The 20,410-nt window shown below is 58.1% G+C and carries 18 protein-coding genes; 17 read left to right on the forward strand and 1 reads right to left on the reverse strand.

Annotation, left to right across the window (positions count from 1 at the left end; translation table 11 throughout):
* Positions 1–13 precede the first annotated feature (13 nt).
* The 8 genes from AB1748_RS06970 to nei all read left to right on the forward strand — a co-directional run bounded on the left by AB1748_RS06970 (position 14) and on the right by nei (position 6,475).
* Positions 14–757 carry a type 2 GTP cyclohydrolase I gene (locus AB1748_RS06970; RefSeq protein ID WP_367396164.1) on the forward strand — a complete coding sequence of 248 codons (744 nt, stop codon included), beginning with the start codon at positions 14–16 and terminating at the stop codon, positions 755–757.
* Positions 758–917: 160 nt separating this feature from the next.
* On the forward strand, positions 918–1,574 hold the full coding sequence (gene pxpB, locus AB1748_RS06975; protein WP_111141015.1) for a 5-oxoprolinase subunit PxpB: 657 nt from the start codon (positions 918–920) through the stop codon (positions 1,572–1,574).
* Positions 1,568–2,497, forward strand: a complete 930-nt coding sequence (gene pxpC, locus AB1748_RS06980) for a 5-oxoprolinase subunit PxpC (protein WP_111141013.1) — start codon at positions 1,568–1,570, stop codon at positions 2,495–2,497. The genes pxpB and pxpC overlap by 7 nt, the downstream gene beginning before the upstream one ends.
* Entirely contained in the window at positions 2,487–3,224 is a 738-nt protein-coding gene (pxpA, locus tag AB1748_RS06985; protein WP_367396165.1) for a 5-oxoprolinase subunit PxpA, read from the forward strand. Before pxpC ends, pxpA begins: the two co-directional genes overlap by 11 nt.
* 52 nt (positions 3,225–3,276) lie before the next feature.
* Positions 3,277–4,005 (forward strand): DUF969 domain-containing protein, encoded by a 729-nt coding sequence (locus tag AB1748_RS06990; protein ID WP_111141009.1) that lies wholly within the window; start codon positions 3,277–3,279, stop codon positions 4,003–4,005.
* The gene (locus tag AB1748_RS06995; protein ID WP_367396166.1) at positions 4,005–5,021 is read left to right on the forward strand and encodes a DUF979 domain-containing protein; all 1,017 of its coding nucleotides are present in this window, start codon (positions 4,005–4,007) and stop codon (positions 5,019–5,021) included. The genes AB1748_RS06990 and AB1748_RS06995 overlap by 1 nt, the downstream gene beginning before the upstream one ends.
* Positions 5,022–5,027: 6 nt before the next feature.
* The gene (gene pcp, locus AB1748_RS07000) at positions 5,028–5,675 is read left to right on the forward strand and encodes a pyroglutamyl-peptidase I (RefSeq protein WP_111141005.1); all 648 of its coding nucleotides are present in this window, start codon (positions 5,028–5,030) and stop codon (positions 5,673–5,675) included.
* Between the two features lie 11 nt (positions 5,676–5,686).
* A complete protein-coding gene (nei, locus tag AB1748_RS07005) occupies positions 5,687–6,475 on the forward strand; it encodes an endonuclease VIII (RefSeq protein WP_293773695.1) in 789 nt (262 codons plus the stop codon).
* A gap of 290 nt (positions 6,476–6,765) precedes the next feature.
* Here the strand turns inward: nei and AB1748_RS07010 are convergent, their stop codons facing one another.
* A complete protein-coding gene (locus tag AB1748_RS07010) occupies positions 6,766–8,049 on the reverse strand; it encodes a citrate synthase (RefSeq protein WP_111141768.1) in 1,284 nt (427 codons plus the stop codon).
* 634 nt (positions 8,050–8,683) lie between these two features.
* Here AB1748_RS07010 and sdhC point away from each other — a divergent pair.
* The 9 genes from sdhC (at position 8,684) to cydA (ending at position 20,410) form a co-directional block, all read left to right on the forward strand.
* Entirely contained in the window at positions 8,684–9,073 is a 390-nt protein-coding gene (sdhC, locus tag AB1748_RS07015; protein WP_111141770.1) for a succinate dehydrogenase cytochrome b556 subunit, read from the forward strand.
* Positions 9,067–9,414 (forward strand): succinate dehydrogenase membrane anchor subunit, encoded by a 348-nt coding sequence (gene sdhD, locus AB1748_RS07020; protein ID WP_009091417.1) that lies wholly within the window; start codon positions 9,067–9,069, stop codon positions 9,412–9,414. Before sdhC ends, sdhD begins: the two co-directional genes overlap by 7 nt.
* Positions 9,415–11,181: a succinate dehydrogenase flavoprotein subunit gene (gene sdhA, locus AB1748_RS07025; RefSeq protein ID WP_111141772.1), complete on the forward strand. Its 1,767-nt coding sequence runs from the start codon at positions 9,415–9,417 to the stop codon at positions 11,179–11,181.
* A gap of 14 nt (positions 11,182–11,195) precedes the next feature.
* A complete protein-coding gene (locus AB1748_RS07030) occupies positions 11,196–11,912 on the forward strand; it encodes a succinate dehydrogenase iron-sulfur subunit (protein ID WP_009091413.1) in 717 nt (238 codons plus the stop codon).
* A gap of 200 nt (positions 11,913–12,112) precedes the next feature.
* A complete protein-coding gene (gene sucA / locus AB1748_RS07035; RefSeq protein WP_111141774.1) occupies positions 12,113–14,920 on the forward strand; it encodes a 2-oxoglutarate dehydrogenase E1 component in 2,808 nt (935 codons plus the stop codon).
* A 15-nt stretch (positions 14,921–14,935) separates the two neighbouring features.
* Positions 14,936–16,156: a 2-oxoglutarate dehydrogenase complex dihydrolipoyllysine-residue succinyltransferase gene (gene odhB / locus AB1748_RS07040; RefSeq protein ID WP_111141776.1), complete on the forward strand. Its 1,221-nt coding sequence runs from the start codon at positions 14,936–14,938 to the stop codon at positions 16,154–16,156.
* Positions 16,157–16,223: 67 nt separating this feature from the next.
* Positions 16,224–17,390, forward strand: a complete 1,167-nt coding sequence (sucC, locus tag AB1748_RS07045; RefSeq protein ID WP_003853151.1) for an ADP-forming succinate--CoA ligase subunit beta — start codon at positions 16,224–16,226, stop codon at positions 17,388–17,390.
* Positions 17,390–18,265 (forward strand): succinate--CoA ligase subunit alpha, encoded by an 876-nt coding sequence (gene sucD / locus AB1748_RS07050; protein WP_111141778.1) that lies wholly within the window; start codon positions 17,390–17,392, stop codon positions 18,263–18,265. The genes sucC and sucD overlap by 1 nt, the downstream gene beginning before the upstream one ends.
* A gap of 573 nt (positions 18,266–18,838) precedes the next feature.
* The gene (gene cydA, locus AB1748_RS07055; protein WP_293773711.1) at positions 18,839–20,410 is read left to right on the forward strand and encodes a cytochrome ubiquinol oxidase subunit I; all 1,572 of its coding nucleotides are present in this window, start codon (positions 18,839–18,841) and stop codon (positions 20,408–20,410) included.

Raw genomic sequence — 20,410 nt, forward strand, 5'->3', positions numbered from 1 at the left:
CGAAGGAGCCTGAATGAACCATTACGAACTGGAGACGCTGATCAATCAGCATCTCGACAGCCACAGCTTCAGCGATTATGCGCCCAACGGACTGCAGGTCGAGGGACGCAGCGAGATCAAAACCGTCGTCACCGGTGTGACCGCCTGTCAGGCGCTGCTGGATGAGGCGGTGGCCCGCCAGGCCGATGCGATCATCGTGCATCACGGCTATTTCTGGAAGAGCGAGCCGGCGGTGATCAAAGGCATGAAGCGTCGTCGTCTGCGGACCCTGCTGGCTAACGACATCAATCTTTATGGCTGGCACCTGCCACTCGATGCGCACCCTGAACTGGGGAATAACACTCAGCTGGCGAAGCTGCTGGAGATTGAGGTGCAGGGCGAAGTGATGCCGCTGGTGTTCCACGGTGAGCTGAGTGAGCCGCTTTCCGGCGATCAGCTGGCCCGCCGCATCGCTGAACGGCTGGGCCGCGAACCGCTGCATTGTGGTGACAACGCGCCTGCGCTAATCCGTCGCATCGCCTGGTGCAGCGGTGGGGGACAGGGCTTTATTGACCAGGCTGCCGCTGCGGGCGTCGATGCTTTTATCACCGGCGAAGTCTCCGAGCAGACCATCCATAGCGCCCGCGAGCAGGGGGTGCATTTCTTTGCCGCAGGCCACCACGCCACCGAGCGGGGCGGCGTAAAAGCACTGGGCGACTGGCTGGCGCAGCATCACGGCCTGGACGTCACCTTCATCGACATCCCTAATCCTGCCTGACCCTCTTCCCCGGTCCTGCGCGCCTGCGCAGGACTGAAATCGGTTGACACATCTCTGTCACTTTCGCATAACTATTTGCTTTAAGTCGATAAGCAAGGGGTCGATCCGGGCATCGGATCCGATCGGCCTGGCGCGATTTTAACCAGGCGGGAGGTGGCTGTTGCAACGAGCACGATGTTATTTATTGGGTGAACGCGCTGTCGTGCTGGAGCTGGAACCGCCGGTCTCGCTGGAAAGCCAGCAGCGTATCTGGGGGCTGACCCAGCGGCTGCACGCCTACGACAGCGTGCTGGAGGTGATCCCCGGCATGAACAACATCACCCTGCTCCTGCGTGACCCCCAGCAGAATGCGCTGGATGCCATCGAGCGGCTGCAGCGCTGGTGGGAAGAGAGCGAGGCGCAGCTGCCCGAGTCACGGCAGGTCGCAATCCCGGTGATCTACGGCGGCGAGGCGGGGCCCGATCTCGCGGTCGTGGCGGACCAGGCCGGGCTGACGCCCCCTCAGGTTGTTGAGCTGCACAGCAGCAGCGAGTATGTGGTCTTCTTTATCGGCTTCCAGCCCGGATTTCCCTATCTTGGCGGGCTGGATCCGCGTCTTCACACGCCGCGCCGGGCGGAACCCAGAGTCACTGTCCCCGCCGGATCGGTGGGTATCGGCGGCAGCCAGACCGGCGTCTATCCGCTCGCCTCGCCGGGTGGCTGGCAGCTGATTGGCCAGACGCGCACGGCACTGTTTGATCCGCAACGGCAACCGCCCGTTCTGCTCCGTCCCGGCGACCGGGTCCGCTTTGTGCCACAGCAGGAGGGCGTATGTTAAACATTCTGCGAGCCGGTCTGGCCGCCACCCTTCAGGATGCGGGACGATACGGCTGGCGCCAGTTCGGGATCAGTCCGTGCGGCGTTCTCGATCAGCCTGCGATGCTGACCGCCAACATGCTGGTGGGCAATGCCCCGGACAGCGCCGTGCTGGAGATCGTGCTCGGCCAGTTCAAAGCGGAGTTTACCCGCGACGGCTGGTTTGCGCTGACGGGCGCAGGGTGCCAGGCGCAGCTTGACGACAAGCCGGTCTGGACGGGCTGGCGCACCCCGGTGAAACGGGGTCAGGTCCTGTCGCTGGCGATGCCGCTGCGCGGGATGCGCAGCTATCTGGCGGTGCATGGCGGTTTTGCTATCCCGGCGATGCTGGATTCGGCCAGCACCGACCTGAAAGCGCAGTTTGGCGGGTTTCACGGACGCACCCTGCGGGATGGCGATCAGATCCCGCTGGGGAAACCGACGCGTCAGTTCGACCGTCAGGCTGGGGTGCGGCAACTGCTGTGGGGCAACCGCATCCGCGCACTGCCTGGCCCGGAGTATCACGAATTCAGCCGCGAGGCGCAGCAGGCGTTCTGGCGTACCGGCTGGAAGCTCAGCCCGCAGAGTAACCGCATGGGTTACCGGCTGGAGGGGCGTAAGCTGAAACGCGAAAGCCCGCGTGAACTGCTGTCGCACGGCGTGATGCCGGGTGTGGTTCAGGTGCCGCCTAACGGGCAGCCCATCGTGCTGATGGCCGATGCGCAGACCACCGGCGGCTATCCGCGCATCGCCTCGGTTATCGAAGCCGATCTCTATCACCTGGCGCAAATCCGGCTGGGTGAGCCGATTCACTTTATTCACTGCACCCTGCCGGAAGCGATGCTGGCCCGTCAGCATCAGCAGCGCGCACTGGATCAGATGATGTGGGGACTCAATGAAGATTGATTTAAATGCTGACCTGGGCGAGGGCTGCGCCAGCGATCAGGCACTGCTGCAGCGGGTGAGTTCGGCCAATATCGCCTGCGGCTTTCACGCCGGGGATGCGCAGACCATGCTGCAGTCGGTGCGCTGGGCACAGGCTGCCGGTGTCGCGATTGGTGCGCATCCCGCCTTTCCCGATCGGGAGAACTTTGGCCGCAGCGCCATGCAGCTCCCGCCGGAAACAGTCTACGCCCAGATGATCTACCAGATCGGGGCACTGAAAGCGCTGGCGGAAAGCGAAGGCGCGCGGCTGGTTCATGTTAAGCCGCACGGGATGCTGTACAACCAGGCCGCGGCCGATCCGGTGCTGGCTGACGCCATCGCCCGAGCCATCCGCGCGGTCGACAGCCAGCTGATCCTGGTGGGGCTGGCCAACAGCGAATCGATTCGGGCCGCGGCGCATTACGGTTTATGCACCCGGGAAGAGGTCTTTGCCGACCGGGGCTATCTCCGTTCCGGCGCACTGGTGCCACGCAGTGAACCCGGTGCGCTGATTGAAGATGAGCAGCAGGCGATCGAGCAGACGCTGACGATGGTGCAGCAGGGCAGGGTAAAAAGCATCACAGGAGAATGGGTAGCGGTGAAGGCGCAGACCGTCTGCCTGCACGGTGACGGTGCGCATGCCCTGCAGTTTGCGCAGCGGTTATGTGAGGCGTTTGCCCGTCAGCAGATTCGCGTCACCAGTGACTGAATAACAACCTTTAACCCGGCCCGTGCCGGGTTTTTCACTCTGAGGGAAAATCATGGAGAGTGCCGTAAATCTCTGGCCATTACTGGGCATTGCCGCCATCGTGATCGGCTTCGTTCTGCGTTTTAATCCGGTGCTGGTGGTGATCATCGCCGGGTTCGTGACCGGGCTGGCCGCGCTGATGCCGCTGGCAGATATTCTGGAAAAGCTGGGCGCGGGCTTTCTGAACACCCGCAATCTGCCGCTGATCCTGCTGCTGCCGCTGGCGGTGATTGGCCTGCTGGAGCGTCACGGGCTGAAAGAGCGGGCTCAGGCGTGGATTGCGCAGATTAAAACGGCCACCGCAGGCCGTCTGCTGATCGTCTATCTGTTTGTACGCGAAATCACCGCCGCGCTGGGGCTGACCAGCCTCGGCGGCCATCCGCAGATGGTGCGTCCGCTGCTGGCGCCGATGGCGGAAGGGGCAACAGAGAATCGCTATGGCGAGATCACACCTGAGTTGCGCCACCGTCTGCGCGCGATGTCGGCGGCGACCGACAACGTCGGCCTGTTCTTTGGCGAGGATATCTTCGTCGCCTTTGGTGCGATTATCTTTATGCATAACTTCATGCAGGAGTCCGCCGGGATCCAGACCGAACCGTTGCACATCGCGTTGTGGGGGATCCCGACCGCGGTGGCCGCGTTCCTGATCCACTCGGCTCGTCTGGTGCGACTGGACCGCCAGCTGGCGCGTGAGCTGCAGCGGCTGAACAGCCAGGCGATGAAGACCAAAGGAGGCGCATAATGTTCCAGCAACAGTATCTGATGTGGCTGGCAGGCATCATGCTGCTGGTGGTGGCGATCCTCTCCTGGCGCGATCGCGCGAATCCGCGCCGCCTGACGACCGGCCTGTTCTGGGCGCTGTATGGCCTGATATTCCTGATCGGTGACTGGACGGCAGATCTGCTGGGCCAGGGGCTGGGGTCGGCAGCGGCGGGCACCCGCACGCTGCACATCGCTGTCGGGGTCGTGGTGGTCATCATGGCGCTGATTGCGGGCCTGGGCGGCGTCCGGCTGGGACGCTATCATCAGCGCAGCGAAGAGGAGAGGCAGGCCAGCGCACAGCGTCTGCGCAATAAACTCTTCCTGCCCGCGCTGGCGATCCCGGTGGTCACCGTGGTCGGCGTGCTGGTGTTTAACCATATTCCCGGCCTGCAGGATTCGGTATTCGGACCCGGTAATCATGCAACGCTGGTGACGCTCTTTTCGATGATGGTCGGCTGTGTAGCGGGCTGGCTGGTGGCCCTGAAACTGACCCATGAAAAACCGGTGCAGTCGATGCAGGAGACCCGCCGCCTGCTGGATTCGATAGGCTGGGCCTTTATCCTGCCGCAGATCCTCGCCACCCTGGGGCTGCTGTTTACCAGCGCCGGTGTTGGCAGCGCGATTTCACATCTGACCCAGACCTGGCTGGCGGTGGACAATCGCCTGATTGCGGTCATCGTCTATGCCGTGGGCATGGCGCTGTTAACCATGATCATGGGCAACGCCTTCGCCGCCTTTCCGATTATCACCGCCGGCGTCGGCATCCCGATTCTGGTACTGCAGCACGGCGGCAACCCGGCGGTGATGGCGGCGATCGGCATGTTCTCCGGCTACTGTGGCACGCTGATGACGCCGATGGCGGCCAACTTCAATATTGTCCCGGCGGCGCTGCTGGAACTGCCCAACCGAAACGCGGTGATCAGGGCTCAGATTCCGACCGGTGTGCTACTGTTAATCGTTAACATTTTTCTGCTCTATTTCCTGATGTTTCTGTGAGGCAGCATGAAAACGGTCCTGATAACAGCCTTTGAACCTTTTGGCGGTGAAACGATTAATCCTTCATGGGAAGCGGTGCGGACGCTGGAGGGCAAAGCGATCGGCGGGGCGAAGATCGTCATCCGCCAGTTGCCCGTGATCTTCCGTGAGGTCCTCGGCGTGCTGAACCAGGCGCTGGAGGAGATCAGACCGGATGCGGTGCTGTCGGTAGGGCAGGCGGGCGGTCGCAGCGACATTACCGTCGAGCGTATCGGTATTAATGTCGACGACGCCCGTATCCCGGATAACGCCGGGCATCAGCCCGTCGATGAACCCGTGGTTGCCGGCGGTCCGGCAGCCTATTTTTCGCGGCTGCCGATCAAAGCGATTGTCGCCGCGGTGCGGGAGGCGGGCATTCCGGCGTCGGTGTCGCAGACGGCGGGCACCTTTACCTGTAACCGGGTGATGTATGGCCTGCTGCACTGGCTTCAGCAGCAGGAGAGCCCGGCGCGGGGCGGCTTTATCCATATCCCTTATCTGCCTGAACAGGCGGCGCAGCACCCCGGTGCGCCGAGTATGGCGCTGGCGACCATTGTTCAGGCGCTGGAGATTGCTGTTCGGGTCACGCTGGAGACCGGTGACGATATTAAACAGGCTGGCGGTGCCACCCACTAAGAGGATGAAGGATGCCTGAAGGACCGGAAATCCGCCGCGTGGCGGATAAACTCGAAGCTGCCATTGTGGGGCAGCCGTTAACGGAAGCGTGGTTTGCGTTTCCACAGCTCAAAACCTATGAACCGGCATTAATTGGTGAGCAGGTGCAGGCCATTGAAACGCGGGGCAAGGCGCTGCTGACACATTTCAGCAACGGCCTGACGCTCTACAGCCATAACCAGCTTTATGGCATCTGGCGCATTGTAAAACCCGACACCGAACTCAATACCACCCGTCAGTTACGGGTACGGCTGGCGACAGCAGATAAAGCGATTCTGCTCTACAGCGCCTCCGATATTGAACTGCTTAACGCCGATACCCTGGGGGCGCACCCGTTCCTGAATCGCATCGGGCCGGATGTGCTGAGCAGTGCCCTGACCGTTGAAGAGGTGCGGGAGCGGCTGCTGTCGCCCCGTTTCCGGCGTCGTCAGTTCAGCGGTCTGCTGCTGGACCAGGCGTTTCTGGCCGGGCTGGGTAACTACCTGCGCGCCGAAATTCTCTGGCTGGCGCAGCTGCTGCCGCACCACCGGGCACAGGATCTGAGTGAAGATCAGCTGACTGCATTCAGCGAGGCGCTGCTGTCGGTGCCGCGGCACGCCTACCGGATGCGCGGCACCATGAAGAAATATCATGAGGAAGCGGCATTTCAGTTTGAGGTGTTTCATCGGCAGGGCAAAAAATGCCGGCGCTGTGGCACGGTCGTCGAGAAGGGCACGCTGTCGTCCCGGCCGTTCTACTGGTGTCCGGGGTGTCAGCGATAAGCTGAGGCGTGAAGTTAAACGCGCGAAAGGTGCTGACAGCAGACGGCTAATAAACGTCAGACCGGGTGACGTCAGCCGCTACGAAGCAGTATGACGCGCAGGAAACAGGGGGGAGGAGAGCGTTCCGGTAACGGGCGCATCTCCCGAATGAGGTGCGTAACCGTGCGGATCGTGAATGACGCCTGTTGCCTCTTTGCTCTCTGACCCTGTCCTCTGCGCAGGTGCAGTATCACAGCGAAGCGTCCAGGCGTGATAAGCGATCAGGCGGAGATCGCTCTCCGCCCTGGATCTTACTTCTTCAGCTGTGAGGTAAACTCGCGCTCGGTATAACCGGTGTAGAGCTGGCGCGGACGGGCAATCTTCATGCCTTCGTCGTGCATCTCTTTCCAGTGCGCAATCCAGCCAACGGTACGGGCCATCGCGAAGATCACCGTAAACATGGAGGAAGGAATACCCATCGCTTTCAGGATAATACCGGAGTAGAAGTCCACGTTTGGATAGAGTTTACGCTCGATGAAGTAGGGGTCGTTCAGCGCAATGTGTTCCAGCTCCATCGCCACTTCCAGCAGGTCATCCTTCATCCCCAGCTCATTCAGCACTTCATGGCAGGTATCGCGCATCACGGTCGCACGCGGATCGTAGTTTTTGTAAACGCGGTGACCAAAGCCCATCAGACGGAAGGAGTCATTCTTATCTTTGGCGCGCTTAATAAACTCAGGAATATGCTCAACGTTGCTGATCTCTTCCAGCATACGCAGGGTCGCTTCGTTGGCACCCCCGTGCGCCGGTCCCCACAGGGAGGCGATACCCGCGGCAATACAGGCAAACGGATTCGCGCCGCTGGAACCGGCGGTACGGACGGTTGAGGTGGAGGCGTTCTGCTCATGGTCCGCGTGCAGGATCAGGATACGGTCCATTGCGCGTTCCAGCACCGGGTTCACCTTGTACTCTTCGCACGGCGTGGCGAACATCATATGCAGGAAGTTACCCGCATAAGAGAGGTCGTTGCGCGGATAGACAAAAGGCTGGCCGATAGAATATTTGTAACACATCGCCGCCATGGTCGGCATTTTCGACAGCAGACGGAATGCCGCGATTTCGCGGTGGCGCTCAATGTTTACATCCAGTGAATCGTGATAAAACGCTGCCAGTGCGCCGGTCACACCACACATGACGGCCATCGGGTGAGAGTCACGACGAAAACCGTGGAACAGACGGGTAATCTGCTCATGGATCATGGTGTGACGGGTAACGGTGGTACGGAACTCGTCGAACTGCTTCTGGTTCGGCGCTTCGCCATTCAGCAGGATGTAACAGACTTCCAGATAGTTAGAGTGGGTAGCCAGCTCAGAAATCGGGAAACCACGGTGCAGCAGGATGCCTTCATCACCATCGATGAAAGTGATTTTAGATTCGCAGGACGCTGTAGAAGTGAAACCGGGATCGAAGGTGAACAGGCCACTTGAACCCAGAGCGCGGACATCAACCACATCCTGGCCCAGCGTGCCCTTCAGCACGTCCAGCTCCACCGATGTTCCATCTTGCAGGGTTAGCGTTACTTTTTTATCTGTCATTTTCGTCTCCATAGCGCCTTATGTAGGTAAGGATCTTTAGACACCTGAAACGCGTTCATGTTGCGGTTGGCAAAACTACACAGTATCACTCTGCGGGGGTAAAGCGGGTGCAGGGTACAGAGTGAGCGGCGCGTTCCACGGGAGGAACCGGTGAGCCATGGACATGCTGCATATCGCGGTTGTTAAAGATCCGGTCAGGATATAACTTCTTGGTAACCAATAACCTGATGCTTTTTAATGCTCATTATCGCAATGTTACATAACTTGCGCTTAGGGGAAAGTGTATCCCCATAACTTTTGTGCATCATAGGAATTTACAGGCTTAGTTTGTAACTGAATTGTTGAACTATTGTCAAATCAGATAATTAAAATTGTATCAATTGTGAAAATCGTGAGTCTGATCACTGTTCTACCCAAAATATACCAAAGAGTTTGTAGGGGAATTGTAATCAGAATGTGATCCTCCTATACTTCCGCCAGGTCTCCGGAACACCCTGACACCAGGAGCCACCCAGCGTTTACTACCGCGTCACTTAACACTGGATGTTGCTTTTTTGGTGACGGTTAAAGTCTGCCACGCGTTGTGAATAGACTCCGCCTCAGGTCCGGAGGAAGCAAAATAAAAAAAGGCTGTGTGGGCAAAACCGTGAAAAAACAAAGACCTGTCAACTTGGATCTCTCGACGATCCGGTTTCCCGTTACTGCAATATCGTCCATTCTTCACCGCGTCTCCGGCGTCATCACCCTGGTTGCTATTGGCATCCTGCTGTGGCTGCTCGGTCTCTCTCTCTCCTCTCCTGAAGGTTTCCAGCATGCTGCATCCATTATGGATGGCTTCTTCGCGAAGTTCATCATGTGGGGCATCCTGACTGCGCTGGCCTATCACGCGGTGAGCGGGATTCGTCATATGTTGATGGATTTTGGTTATCTGGCTGAAACGCTGCAGGCTGGTAAGCGCTCAGCGCATATATCTTTTGTGATCACTGTCGTGCTGGCAATTCTGGCGGGAGTCCTCGTATGGTAAGCAATGCATCCGCGTTGGGTCGCAACGGCATTCAGGACTGGCTGCTGCTGCGGGCAACTGCAATTCTCATTACACTCTACATCGTCTACATCCTCGGTTTCGTGGTGATGACAGACACGCTGACCTATGACCTGTGGCGTGGCTTCTTCGCTTCTGCCTTCACCAAAGTGTTCACGCTGCTGACGCTGTTTTCTATCCTGATCCACGGCTGGATTGGAATGTGGCAGGTGTTAACAGACTACGTTAAATCGCTGCCAACCCGTCTGTTGTTGCAGTTTGTGATTGTCGTGGCGCTGTTGTGGTATGCGATTTATGGCTTTGTTGTGGTGTGGGGTGTGTAAATGAGTTTGCCAATCAGAGAGTTTGATGCCGTGGTGATCGGCGCAGGTGGCGCAGGCATGCGTGCCGCACTGCAAATCTCCCAGGGCGGCCAGAGTTGTGCGCTGCTGTCTAAAGTTTTCCCGACCCGTTCCCACACCGTTTCTGCGCAGGGCGGTATCACCGTTGCGCTGGGTAACACCCATGAAGATAACTGGGAATGGCACATGTACGACACCGTCAAAGGTTCCGACTATATCGGTGACCAGGACGCGATCGAATATATGTGTAAAACCGGCCCGGAAGCGATTCTGGAGCTGGAGCACATGGGCCTGCCGTTTTCCCGTCTGGAAGATGGTCGCGTCTATCAGCGTCCGTTTGGTGGCCAGTCGAAGAACTTCGGTGGCGAGCAGGCAGCGCGTACCGCGGCCGCCGCTGACCGTACGGGTCATGCCCTGCTGCACACCCTCTATCAGCAGAACCTGAAGAACAAAACCACTATCTTCTCGGAGTGGTATGCGCTGGATCTGGTGAAAAACGCCGATGGCGCGGTGGTCGGCTGTACGGCTATCTGCATCGAAACCGGCGAAACGGTCTACTTCAAAGCGAAAGCGACCATTCTGGCGACCGGCGGCGCTGGCCGTATCTATCAGTCCACCACCAATGCCCACATCAACACCGGAGACGGCGTGGGTATGGCGCTGCGTGCAGGTGTGCCGGTGCAGGATATGGAGATGTGGCAGTTCCACCCGACCGGCATCGCGGGCGCGGGCGTCCTGGTGACCGAAGGCTGCCGTGGTGAAGGTGGCTATCTGCTGAACAAACATGGCGAACGCTTCATGGAGCGTTATGCGCCAAACGCTAAAGACCTGGCGGGCCGCGACGTGGTTGCGCGCTCGATGATGATCGAAATCCGTGAAGGTCGCGGCTGTGACGGTCCGTGGGGGCCGCACATCAAACTGAAACTCGACCACCTGGGTAAAGAGGTGCTGGAATCCCGTCTGCCGGGCATCCTTGAGCTGTCGCGCACCTTTGCGCACGCCGACCCGATTAAAGAGCCGATTCCGGTGATCCCGACCTGCCACTACATGATGGGCGGTATTCCGACCAAAGTGACCGGCCAGGCGCTGCGCGTCAATGAGCAGGGCGAAGATGTGGTGATCCCGGGCCTGTTCGCCGTCGGCGAAATCGCCTGTGTGTCGGTGCACGGTGCTAACCGTCTGGGTGGTAACTCACTGCTCGACCTGGTGGTCTTTGGCCGTGCGGCCGGCCTGCATCTGCTGGAGAGTATTCAGGAGCAGGGCGAACTGCGCGATGCCACCCAGGATGAGATTGATGTGGCGATGGCACGCTTCAACCGCTGGGAAAACAACACCACCGGTGAAGACCCGGTTGAAATTCGTAAAGCGCTGCAGCGCTGCATGCAGAACAACTTCTCAGTGTTCCGCGAAGGCGAGGCGATGGCCCAGGGACTGGAAGAGCTGAAAGAGATTCGTCAGCGCCTGAAATCCGCCCGTCTGGATGACCGCTCACCGGATTTCAACACCCAGCGTATTGAGTGTCTGGAGCTGGACAACCTGATGGAGACGGCGTATGCCACGGCGGTGGCGGCGAACTACCGCACCGAGAGCCGCGGTGCCCATAGTCGCTTCGACTTCCCGGATCGTGATGATGAAAACTGGCTGTGCCACAGTCTTTATGTCCCGGAAACCGAAAGCATGACGCGCCGTGAGGTGAACATGCAGCCGAAACTGCGCGCGGCCTTCCCGCCGAAAGTGCGTACCTACTAATTTCGGAGACGATCATGAGACTTGAGTTTTCCATTTATCGCTACAATCCGGACGTTGACGACAAGCCACGGATGCAGGATTACACCCTGGAATCGGAAGATGGCCGCGACATGATGCTGCTGGACGCGCTGATTCGCCTGAAAGAGAAAGATCCAACGCTGGCCTTTCGTCGCTCCTGCCGTGAAGGCGTCTGCGGCTCTGATGGCCTCAACATGAACGGCAAAAACGGCCTGGCCTGTATCACGCCGGTTTCGGCCCTGGGCAACGGCAAACAGAAAATTGTTATCCGTCCGTTACCCGGTCTGCCGGTGGTACGCGACCTGGTCGTGGACATGAGCCAGTTTTATGCTCAATATGAGAAAATTAAGCCTTTCCTGTTGAATAATGGGGAAAATCCGCCAGCACGCGAGCATCTGCAGTCACCGGATGAGCGTGAGCACCTGGATGGCCTGTATGAATGTATTCTCTGTGCCTGCTGCTCTACCTCATGCCCGTCATTCTGGTGGAACCCTGAGAAGTTCATCGGTCCGGCCGGTCTGCTGGCCGCGTATCGCTTCCTGATTGACAGCCGCGACACCGAAACTGAGTCGCGTCTCGACAATCTGAACGATGCGTTCAGCGTATTCCGCTGCCATAGCATCATGAACTGTGTGAGCGTCTGTCCGAAAGGGCTGAACCCGACGCGCGCCATCGGCCATATCAAGTCGATGCTGCTGCAGCGCGGCGCATAGTTACTCTCTGCCGGGAACCTCAGGTTCCCGGTGTTTTACGGAAGCCTCTGTAAGCGCGGTGATGACCACGTTTACAAAGGTTCCCTTACGGGCCACGCGCGCTGCGCAGAGTGCTCGTATCGCTGAACTCACTACGGCAAACCGCGAAAGCGGCAACAAATGAAACCTCAAAAAAGCATAGCAATGCTTAAGGGATCACAATGCAGAACAGCGCGATGAAGCCCTGGCTGGACTCTTCCTGGCTGGCCGGCGCGAATCAGTCTTACATAGAGCAGCTCTATGAGGATTTCCTGACCGATCCTGACTCTGTCGATGCAGTGTGGCGCTCGATGTTCCAACAGTTACCGGGCACCGGAATGAAACCTGAGCAGTTTCACTCCACCACACGTGAGTACTTCCGTCGCCTGGCGAAAGACGCATCTCGTTACACCTCATCTCTCTCCGATCCGGAAACCAACTCCAAGCAAGTGAAAGTGCTGCAGCTGATTAACGCGTTTCGTTTCCGCGGCCATCAGCATGCCAATCTTGATCCGCTCGGCCTGTGGAAACAGGATCGGGTCGCCGATCTCGATCCCGCGTTTCACGATCTGACTGAGGCCGATTTTCAGGAAAGCTTTAACGTCGGCTCTTTCGCCATCGGCAAAGAGACCATGAAGCTGGCCGATCTCTTCGAGGCGCTGACTCAGACTTACTGCGGCTCAATCGGTGCGGAGTATATGCACATCAACAACACGGACGAGAAACGCTGGATCCAGCAGCGTCTTGAATCCGTCGCGGGCCGTGCAGCGTTCAGCAACGAAGAGAAGAAAGGTTTCCTGAAAGAGCTGACCGCAGCAGAAGGGCTGGAGAAATACCTGGGCGCGAAATTCCCGGGTGCCAAACGCTTCTCGCTGGAAGGCGGCGATGCGTTAGTGCCAATGCTGCGCGAGATGATCCGTCACGCCGGTAAAAGCGGCACCCGTGAAGTCGTACTGGGGATGGCACACCGTGGCCGTCTCAACGTGCTGATCAACGTGCTGGGCAAAAAACCGCAGGATCTGTTCGACGAGTTCGCCGGTAAGCATAAAGAGCATCTTGGCACCGGTGACGTGAAGTATCACATGGGCTTCTCCTCCGACGTGGAAACCGAAGGCGGCCTGGTTCACCTGGCGCTGGCGTTTAACCCGTCGCACCTGGAGATCGTCAGCCCGGTGGTCATGGGATCTGTCCGCGCCCGTCTGGATCGTCTGGATGAGCCTGCCAGCAATAAAGTCTTACCGATCACCATTCATGGTGATGCGGCCGTGATCGGCCAGGGCGTGGTGCAGGAAACCCTGAACATGTCTCAGGCGCGCGGTTATGAAGTGGGCGGCACCGTTCGCATCGTCATCAACAACCAGGTTGGCTTCACCACCTCCAACCCGAAAGATGCGCGTTCGACCCCTTACTGCACCGACATCGGCAAAATGGTGCTGGCCCCGATCTTCCACGTCAACGCGGACGACCCGGAAGCGGTGGCGTTTGTCACCCGTCTGGCGCTCGACTACCGCAACACCTTCAAGCGTGATGTATTTATCGACCTGGTCTGCTATCGCCGTCATGGTCACAACGAGGCGGATGAGCCAAGTGCGACTCAGCCGCTGATGTACCAGAAAATCAAAAAGCATCCGACGCCGCGCAAAATCTACGCCGACCGTCTGGAAAGCGAAGCCGTTGCCACGCAGGAAGATGCGACCGAGATGGTCAATCTTTATCGCGATGCGCTGGATGCGGGCGAGTGTGTGGTGCCGGAATGGCGTCCGATGAGCCTGCACTCCTTTACCTGGTCGCCTTATCTCAACCATGAGTGGGACGAGCCTTATCCGGCTCAGGTTGAGTTAAAACGTCTGAAGGAGCTGGCGCTGCGTATCAGCCAGGTGCCTGAAGAGGTGGAAGTGCAGTCGCGTGTCGCCAAAATCTATAACGACCGTCGTCTGATGGCTGAAGGTGAGAAAGCCTTTGACTGGGGCGGCGCGGAAAACCTGGCCTACGCCACCCTGGTGGATGAGGGCATTCCGGTACGCCTGTCGGGCGAAGATAGCGGTCGCGGCACCTTCTTCCATCGCCATGCAGTGATCCACAACCAGTCAAACGGTTCGACCTATACCCCTCTGCACCATGTGCACAGCGGCCAGGGTCAGTTCAAAGTCTGGGACTCCGTGCTCTCTGAAGAGGCGGTACTGGCGTTCGAATATGGCTACGCCACCGCAGAGCCGCGCATCCTGACCATCTGGGAAGCGCAGTTTGGTGACTTTGCCAACGGTGCTCAGGTTGTTATCGATCAGTTCATCAGCTCCGGCGAGCAGAAGTGGGGCCGGATGTGTGGCCTGGTTATGCTGCTGCCGCACGGTTATGAAGGTCAGGGCCCGGAGCACTCCTCGGCGCGTCTGGAGCGTTATCTGCAGCTTTGTGCAGAGCAGAACATGCAGGTCTGCGTGCCATCCACGCCAGCGCAGGTTTACCATATGCTGCGTCGTCAGGCGCTGCGCGGTATGCGTCGCCCGCTGATCGTGATGTCACCGAAATCGCTGCTGCGTCACCCGCTGGCAATCTCCACACTGGATGAGCTGGCGAATGGCAGCTTCCAGCCAGCCATTGGTGAGATCGACGATCTGGATCCACAGGGCGTGAAACGTGTCGTGCTCTGTTCCGGTAAAGTCTATTACGATCTGCTGGAGCAGCGTCGTAAAAACGAGCAGACCGATGTGGCTATCGTCCGCATCGAGCAGCTTTATCCGTTCCCGCACCAGGCGGTGCAGGAAGCATTAAAAGCGTATTCTCACGTACAGGACTTTGTCTGGTGCCAGGAAGAGCCGCTGAATCAGGGCGCCTGGTATTGCAGTCAGCATCACTTCCGTGAAGTTGTGCCGTTTGGTGCCACTTTACGTTATGCCGGCCGCCCGGCCTCGGCCTCACCGGCCGTGGGTTACATGTCCGTACACCAACAACAGCAGCAAGACCTGGTTAATGACGCGCTGAACGTTAATTAATTAAAAGGAAAGATAATGAGTAGCGTAGATATTCTCGTTCCCGACCTGCCTGAATCGGTTGCCGATGCCTCAGTGGCAACCTGGCACAAAAAACCAGGCGATGCCGTCACGCGCGATGAAGTGCTGGTTGAAATCGAAACCGATAAAGTGGTGCTGGAAGTGCCAGCCGCTGCTGACGGTATCCTGGAAGCCGTTCTGGAAGAAGAGGGCGCCACCGTCACTTCCCGCCAGATCCTGGGTCGCCTGAAAGAGGGCAACAGTGCCGGTAAAGAGACCAGCGCGAAGTCTGAAAGCAAAGAGTCTACCCCGGCTCAGCGTCAGACCGCGTCTCTGGAAGAAGAGAGCAACGATGCGCTCAGCCCGGCGATTCGCCGCCTGATTGCCGAGCACAACCTGGATGCCTCGCAGATCAAAGGCAGCGGTGTGGGCGGACGTCTGACCCGCGAAGATGTTGAAAAACATCTGGCGAACGCGCCAAAGGCCAGCAGCGCCGCACCGGCAGCGGATAGCGCCGCGGTCCAGCAGCCTGTTGCGAATCGCAGCGAAAAACGCGTGCCGATGACGCGTCTGCGCAAGCGCGTGGCCGAGCGTCTGCTGGAAGCGAAAAACAGCACCGCGATGCTGACGACCTTCAATGAAATCAACATGAAGCCGATCATGGACCTGCGTAAGCAGTATGGCGAGGCGTTTGAGAAGCGCCACGGCGTACGTCTGGGCTTTATGTCTTTCTACCTGAAAGCGGTAGTTGAAGCGCTGAAACGCTATCCGGAAGTGAATGCGTCTATCGATGGCGAAGATGTGGTTTACCATAACTACTTCGATGTCAGCATCGCCGTCTCCACGCCGCGTGGCCTGGTGACACCGGTTCTGCGCGATGTGGATGCGCTGAGCATGGCGGACATTGAGAAGAAAATCAAAGAGCTGGCTGTGAAAGGCCGTGATGGCAAGCTGACCGTTGAAGATCTCACCGGCGGTAACTTCACCATCACCAACGGCGGCGTCTTTGGTTCACTGATGTCCACCCCGATCATCAACCCACCGCAGAGCGCCATCCTGGGTATGCACGCTATCAAAGATCGCCCGATGGCGGTCAATGGTCAGGTTGTCGTGCTGCCAATGATGTACCTGGCACTCTCTTATGACCACCGTCTGATCGATGGCCGCGAATCAGTGGGTTATCTGGTTGCAGTGAAAGAGATGCTGGAAGATCCGGCGCGCCTGCTGCTGGATGTCTGATTTTCACCGGGCGCGCCTCGCGCGCCCAACCTCATTACTCTTTTCAGACCTGAATGGATAGAACATCATGAACTTACACGAATACCAGGCGAAACAGCTGTTTGCACGGTATGGCATGCCGGCACCAACGGGTTACGCCTGTACTACACCACGCGAAGCGGAAGAAGCAGCCTCTAAAATTGGCGCAGGCCCGTGGGTAGTTAAATGTCAGGTTCATGCCGGTGGCCGCGGTAAAGCGGGCGGTGTGAAAGTGGTTAACAGCAAAGAAGAGATCCGTGCTTTTGCTGAGAACTGGCTGGGCAAGCGCCTGGTAACCTATCAGACAGATGCAAACGGTCAGCCGGTTAACCAGATTCTGGTGGAAGCGGCGACAGATATCGATCAGGAGCTCTACCTGGGCGCCGTGGTCGATCGCGCGACGCGTCGCGTCATTTTCATGGCCTCTACTGAAGGTGGCGTGGAAATTGAGAAAGTCGCGGAAGAGACCCCGCACCTGATCCACAAAATGGCGCTGGACCCGCTGACCGGGCCACAGCCATATCAGGGCCGCGAACTGGCCTTCAAACTGGGCCTGACCGGTAAGCTGGTTGGTCAGTTCACCAAGATCTTCATGGGTCTGGCGACGCTGTTCCTGGAGCGCGACCTGGCGATGGTTGAAATCAACCCGCTGGTCATCACTAAACAGGGCGATCTGATCTGTCTGGATGGCAAACTGGGTGCCGATGGCAATGCGCTGTTCCGTCAGCCAGAGCTGCGCGAAATGCGCGATCCAAGCCAGGAAGACCCGCGTGAAGCCCATGCTACGCAGTGGGAACTGAACTATGTTGCGCTGGAAGGCAACATCGGTTGTATGGTTAACGGCGCAGGCCTGGCGATGGGCACCATGGACATCGTTAAGCACCACGGCGGTCAGCCAGCCAACTTCCTGGATGTCGGCGGCGGCGCAACCAAAGAGCGCGTAACCGAAGCCTTCAAAATCATCCTGTCTGACGATGCGGTGAAAGCCGTCTTCGTAAACATCTTCGGCGGCATCGTACGCTGCGACCTGATTGCCGACGGCATCATCGGCGCCGTCGCTGAAGTGGGTGTGAACGTGCCGGTAGTGGTACGTCTGGAAGGTAACAACGCCGAGCTGGGCGCCCAGAAACTGGCGGACAGCGGTCTGAACATCATTGCAGCAACCAGCCTGACAGACGCCGCACAGCGTGTTGTTGCTGCCGCGGAGGGTAAATAATGTCCATTCTGATCGACAAAAACACCAAAGTCATCTGCCAGGGTTTCACTGGCGGCCAGGGGACTTTCCACTCTGAGCAGGCGCTGGCCTATGGTACGCAACTGGTTGGCGGCGTGACCCCAGGTAAAGGCGGCACCACCCATCTCGGCCTGCCGGTGTTCAACACCGTGCGCGAAGCGGTAGAAGCCACCGGCGCCACCGCCACCGTGATCTACGTTCCGGCGCCTTTCTGCAAAGATGGCATCCTGGAAGCGATCGAAGCGGGCATCAAACTGATCATCACCATCACCGAAGGCATCCCGACGCTGGATATGCTGACCGTGAAAATGAAGCTGGATGAAGCGGGCGTGCGGATGATCGGTCCAAACTGCCCGGGCGTCATTACTCCAGGCGAATGCAAAATCGGCATCATGCCGGGCCACATTCACCAGCCGGGCCGCGTCGGCATCGTTTCCCGTTCCGGTACCCTGACGTATGAAGCGGTTAAGCAGACCACCGATATCGGTTACGGTCAGTCCACCTGCGTCGGCATCGGCGGTGACCCGATTCCGGGCTCTAACTTCATCGACATCCTGAAAATGTTCCAGGACGATCCGCAGACGGAAGCGATCGTGATGATCGGTGAGATCGGCGGCAGCGCAGAAGAAGAAGCGGCTGCTTTCATCAAAGAGCATGTGACCAAGCCAGTAGTTGGCTACATCGCAGGTGTGACTGCGCCGAAAGGCAAGCGTATGGGTCACGCCGGTGCGATCATCGCCGGTGGTAAAGGCACCGCAGATGAGAAGTTTGCTGCGCTGGAAGCCGCAGGCGTGAAAACCGTTCGCAGCCTGGCGGACATTGGTGACGCGGTGAAAGCCGTTTTACCTGCTCGCTGAGTCTGATCGACAGAGTGTAAGAAGCCACCTTCGGGTGGCTTTTTTTATGGGCGAAATGAACAGAACGACCGCCGTCAGCGGCGAGGGGAGGGGATGTCAGCTGACCATCACGCCCTCTGTTACGTTAACAGATAGTGACAATAGTAAATTATTATTCCACTTCATAGTTCATTAATGACATTTCATTAACAAGAAACCTACCCGACTCTATCTGGAAACTTATTGCGTTAATCCAGATCAATTAATCGCGATTTATATCCAACTATTCCGCTGGCAAAGCGCAGCGTTAAGGGCGTAAATTGCGCTGCATCAATCCAGCCTTTTACATACATTTTCAAACGTCTGCTCATCCCGGGATGACACCCGCTTTCTCCTGTTTAAGCACGCGTTAATGAAAGCGTGGATTGACAATTCTCAGAGCTGCTTTATTCGCGACTCCCCTTGTCGGGCAGCTCACAGCCCTGTTCTGCGGGTAATAAAAACTGGAATTAATAAACAGCTGTTCCTGACTCTGATTACGTCCGAATGTAACGCGCGCGTAACGGAGGCAAAAGCGAGGAGCAAGGAGTCCTTATGTTAGATATCGTCGAGCTGTCGCGGTTACAGTTTGCCTTAACGGCGATGTACCATTTTCTGTTCGTCCCTTTAACGCTGGGTATGGCGTTTTTGCTGGCGATCATGGAAACGGTCTATGTCCTGAGCGGCAAACAGATTTATAAAGATATGACCAAATTCTGGGGCAAGTTATTTGGCATTAACTTTGCGCTGGGTGTGGCCACCGGACTGACCATGGAATTTCAGTTCGGGACAAACTGGTCCTATTACTCTCACTACGTCGGCGATATCTTTGGCGCGCCGCTCGCTATCGAAGGGCTGATGGCGTTCTTCCTGGAGTCCACCTTCGTCGGCTTGTTCTTCTTTGGCTGGGATCGGCTGGGTAAAGTGCAGCACATGGCGGTCACCTGGCTGGTGGCGCTGGGTTCAAACATGTCTGCCCTGTGGATTCTGGTCGCCAACGGCTGGATGCAGAACCCCATCGCCTCTGAATTCAATTTCGAAACCATGCGCATGGAGATGGTGAGCTTTTCCCAGCTGGTACTTAATCCGGTGGCGCAGGTGAAATTCGTTCACACCGTGGCGGCGGGTTACACCACCGGGGCGATGTTTATTCTCGGCATCAGCGCCTGGTACATGCTGAAAGGCCGCGACCTCGCCTTCGCGAAACGCTCCTTCGCTATCGCGGCCAGCTTTGGCATGGCAGCAGTGCTCTCCGTGATTCTGCTGGGCGACGAATCGGGCTATGAGATGGGCGACGTGCAGAAAACCAAGCTGGCCGCTATCGAAGCGGAGTGGGATACCCAGCCAGCACCCGCCTCCTTCACCCTGTTTGGCCTGCCCGATCAGGCAACGCAGGAGAACCGCTATGCCGTGCAGATCCCCTGGCTGCTGGGTCTGATCGCCACCCGTTCTGTCGATAAGCCGGTGACCGGCCTGAAAGATCTGATGGCGCAGCATGAAGTCCGCATCCGTAACGGTATGAAAGCCTACACCCTGCTGAATGAACTGCGCAGTGGCAGCCAGGATCCGGCGGTGCGTGACGCCTTTAACCAGCACAAACAGGATCTCGGCTACGGCCTGCTGCTGAAACGCTATACCGACAACGTGGCGGATGCGACAGAAGCGCAGATCAAACAGGCGACGCAGGACTCCATCCCGCGCGTTGCGCCGCTCTACTTCGCGTTCCGCATCATGGTGCTGTGTGGCGTGCTGCTGCTGGGCATTATCACCCTCTCATTCTGGAGCGTAATACGTAATCGCGTAGGCAAAAACCGCCTGTTACTCAAGGCGGCGCTGTTCGGGATCCCGCTTCCCTGGATTGCCGTGGAGTCGGGCTGGTTCGTGGCGGAATATGGCCGTCAGCCCTGGGCAATCGGTGAGATCCTGCCGACCGCGGTAGCCAACTCCTCGCTGACCACCGGCGATCTGCTGTTCTCGATGATCCTGATCTGCGGACTCTACACGCTGTTCCTGGTGGCTGAGATGTATCTGATGTTTAAATTCGCCCGTTTGGGGCCGAGCAGCCTGAAAACCGGGCGTTATCACCATGAGCAGATCACGGCAACCCCCCGGCCGGTGCAGGGATAA

Origin of the sequence: Pantoea sp. Ep11b (genome assembly GCF_040783975.1) — a bacterium.
In the GTDB taxonomy this organism is placed as follows: domain Bacteria; phylum Pseudomonadota; class Gammaproteobacteria; order Enterobacterales; family Enterobacteriaceae; genus Pantoea.

Coding starts and splice junctions, on each gene's coding strand:
- sucC (WP_003853151.1), top strand. CDS start 16,224: ATGAACTTACACGAATACCAGGCGAAACAGCTGTTTGCACGGTATGGC.
- AB1748_RS07030 (WP_009091413.1), top strand. CDS start 11,196: ATGAGACTTGAGTTTTCCATTTATCGCTACAATCCGGACGTTGACGAC.
- sucA (WP_111141774.1), top strand. CDS start 12,113: ATGCAGAACAGCGCGATGAAGCCCTGGCTGGACTCTTCCTGGCTGGCC.
- AB1748_RS07010 (WP_111141768.1), bottom strand. CDS start 8,049: ATGACAGATAAAAAAGTAACGCTAACCCTGCAAGATGGAACATCGGTG.
- sdhA (WP_111141772.1), top strand. CDS start 9,415: ATGAGTTTGCCAATCAGAGAGTTTGATGCCGTGGTGATCGGCGCAGGT.
- cydA (WP_293773711.1), top strand. CDS start 18,839: ATGTTAGATATCGTCGAGCTGTCGCGGTTACAGTTTGCCTTAACGGCG.
- AB1748_RS06995 (WP_367396166.1), top strand. CDS start 4,005: ATGTTCCAGCAACAGTATCTGATGTGGCTGGCAGGCATCATGCTGCTG.
- nei (WP_293773695.1), top strand. CDS start 5,687: ATGCCTGAAGGACCGGAAATCCGCCGCGTGGCGGATAAACTCGAAGCT.
- AB1748_RS06970 (WP_367396164.1), top strand. CDS start 14: ATGAACCATTACGAACTGGAGACGCTGATCAATCAGCATCTCGACAGC.
- pxpA (WP_367396165.1), top strand. CDS start 2,487: ATGAAGATTGATTTAAATGCTGACCTGGGCGAGGGCTGCGCCAGCGAT.
- odhB (WP_111141776.1), top strand. CDS start 14,936: ATGAGTAGCGTAGATATTCTCGTTCCCGACCTGCCTGAATCGGTTGCC.
- pcp (WP_111141005.1), top strand. CDS start 5,028: ATGAAAACGGTCCTGATAACAGCCTTTGAACCTTTTGGCGGTGAAACG.
- AB1748_RS06990 (WP_111141009.1), top strand. CDS start 3,277: ATGGAGAGTGCCGTAAATCTCTGGCCATTACTGGGCATTGCCGCCATC.
- sucD (WP_111141778.1), top strand. CDS start 17,390: ATGTCCATTCTGATCGACAAAAACACCAAAGTCATCTGCCAGGGTTTC.
- pxpC (WP_111141013.1), top strand. CDS start 1,568: ATGTTAAACATTCTGCGAGCCGGTCTGGCCGCCACCCTTCAGGATGCG.
- sdhD (WP_009091417.1), top strand. CDS start 9,067: ATGGTAAGCAATGCATCCGCGTTGGGTCGCAACGGCATTCAGGACTGG.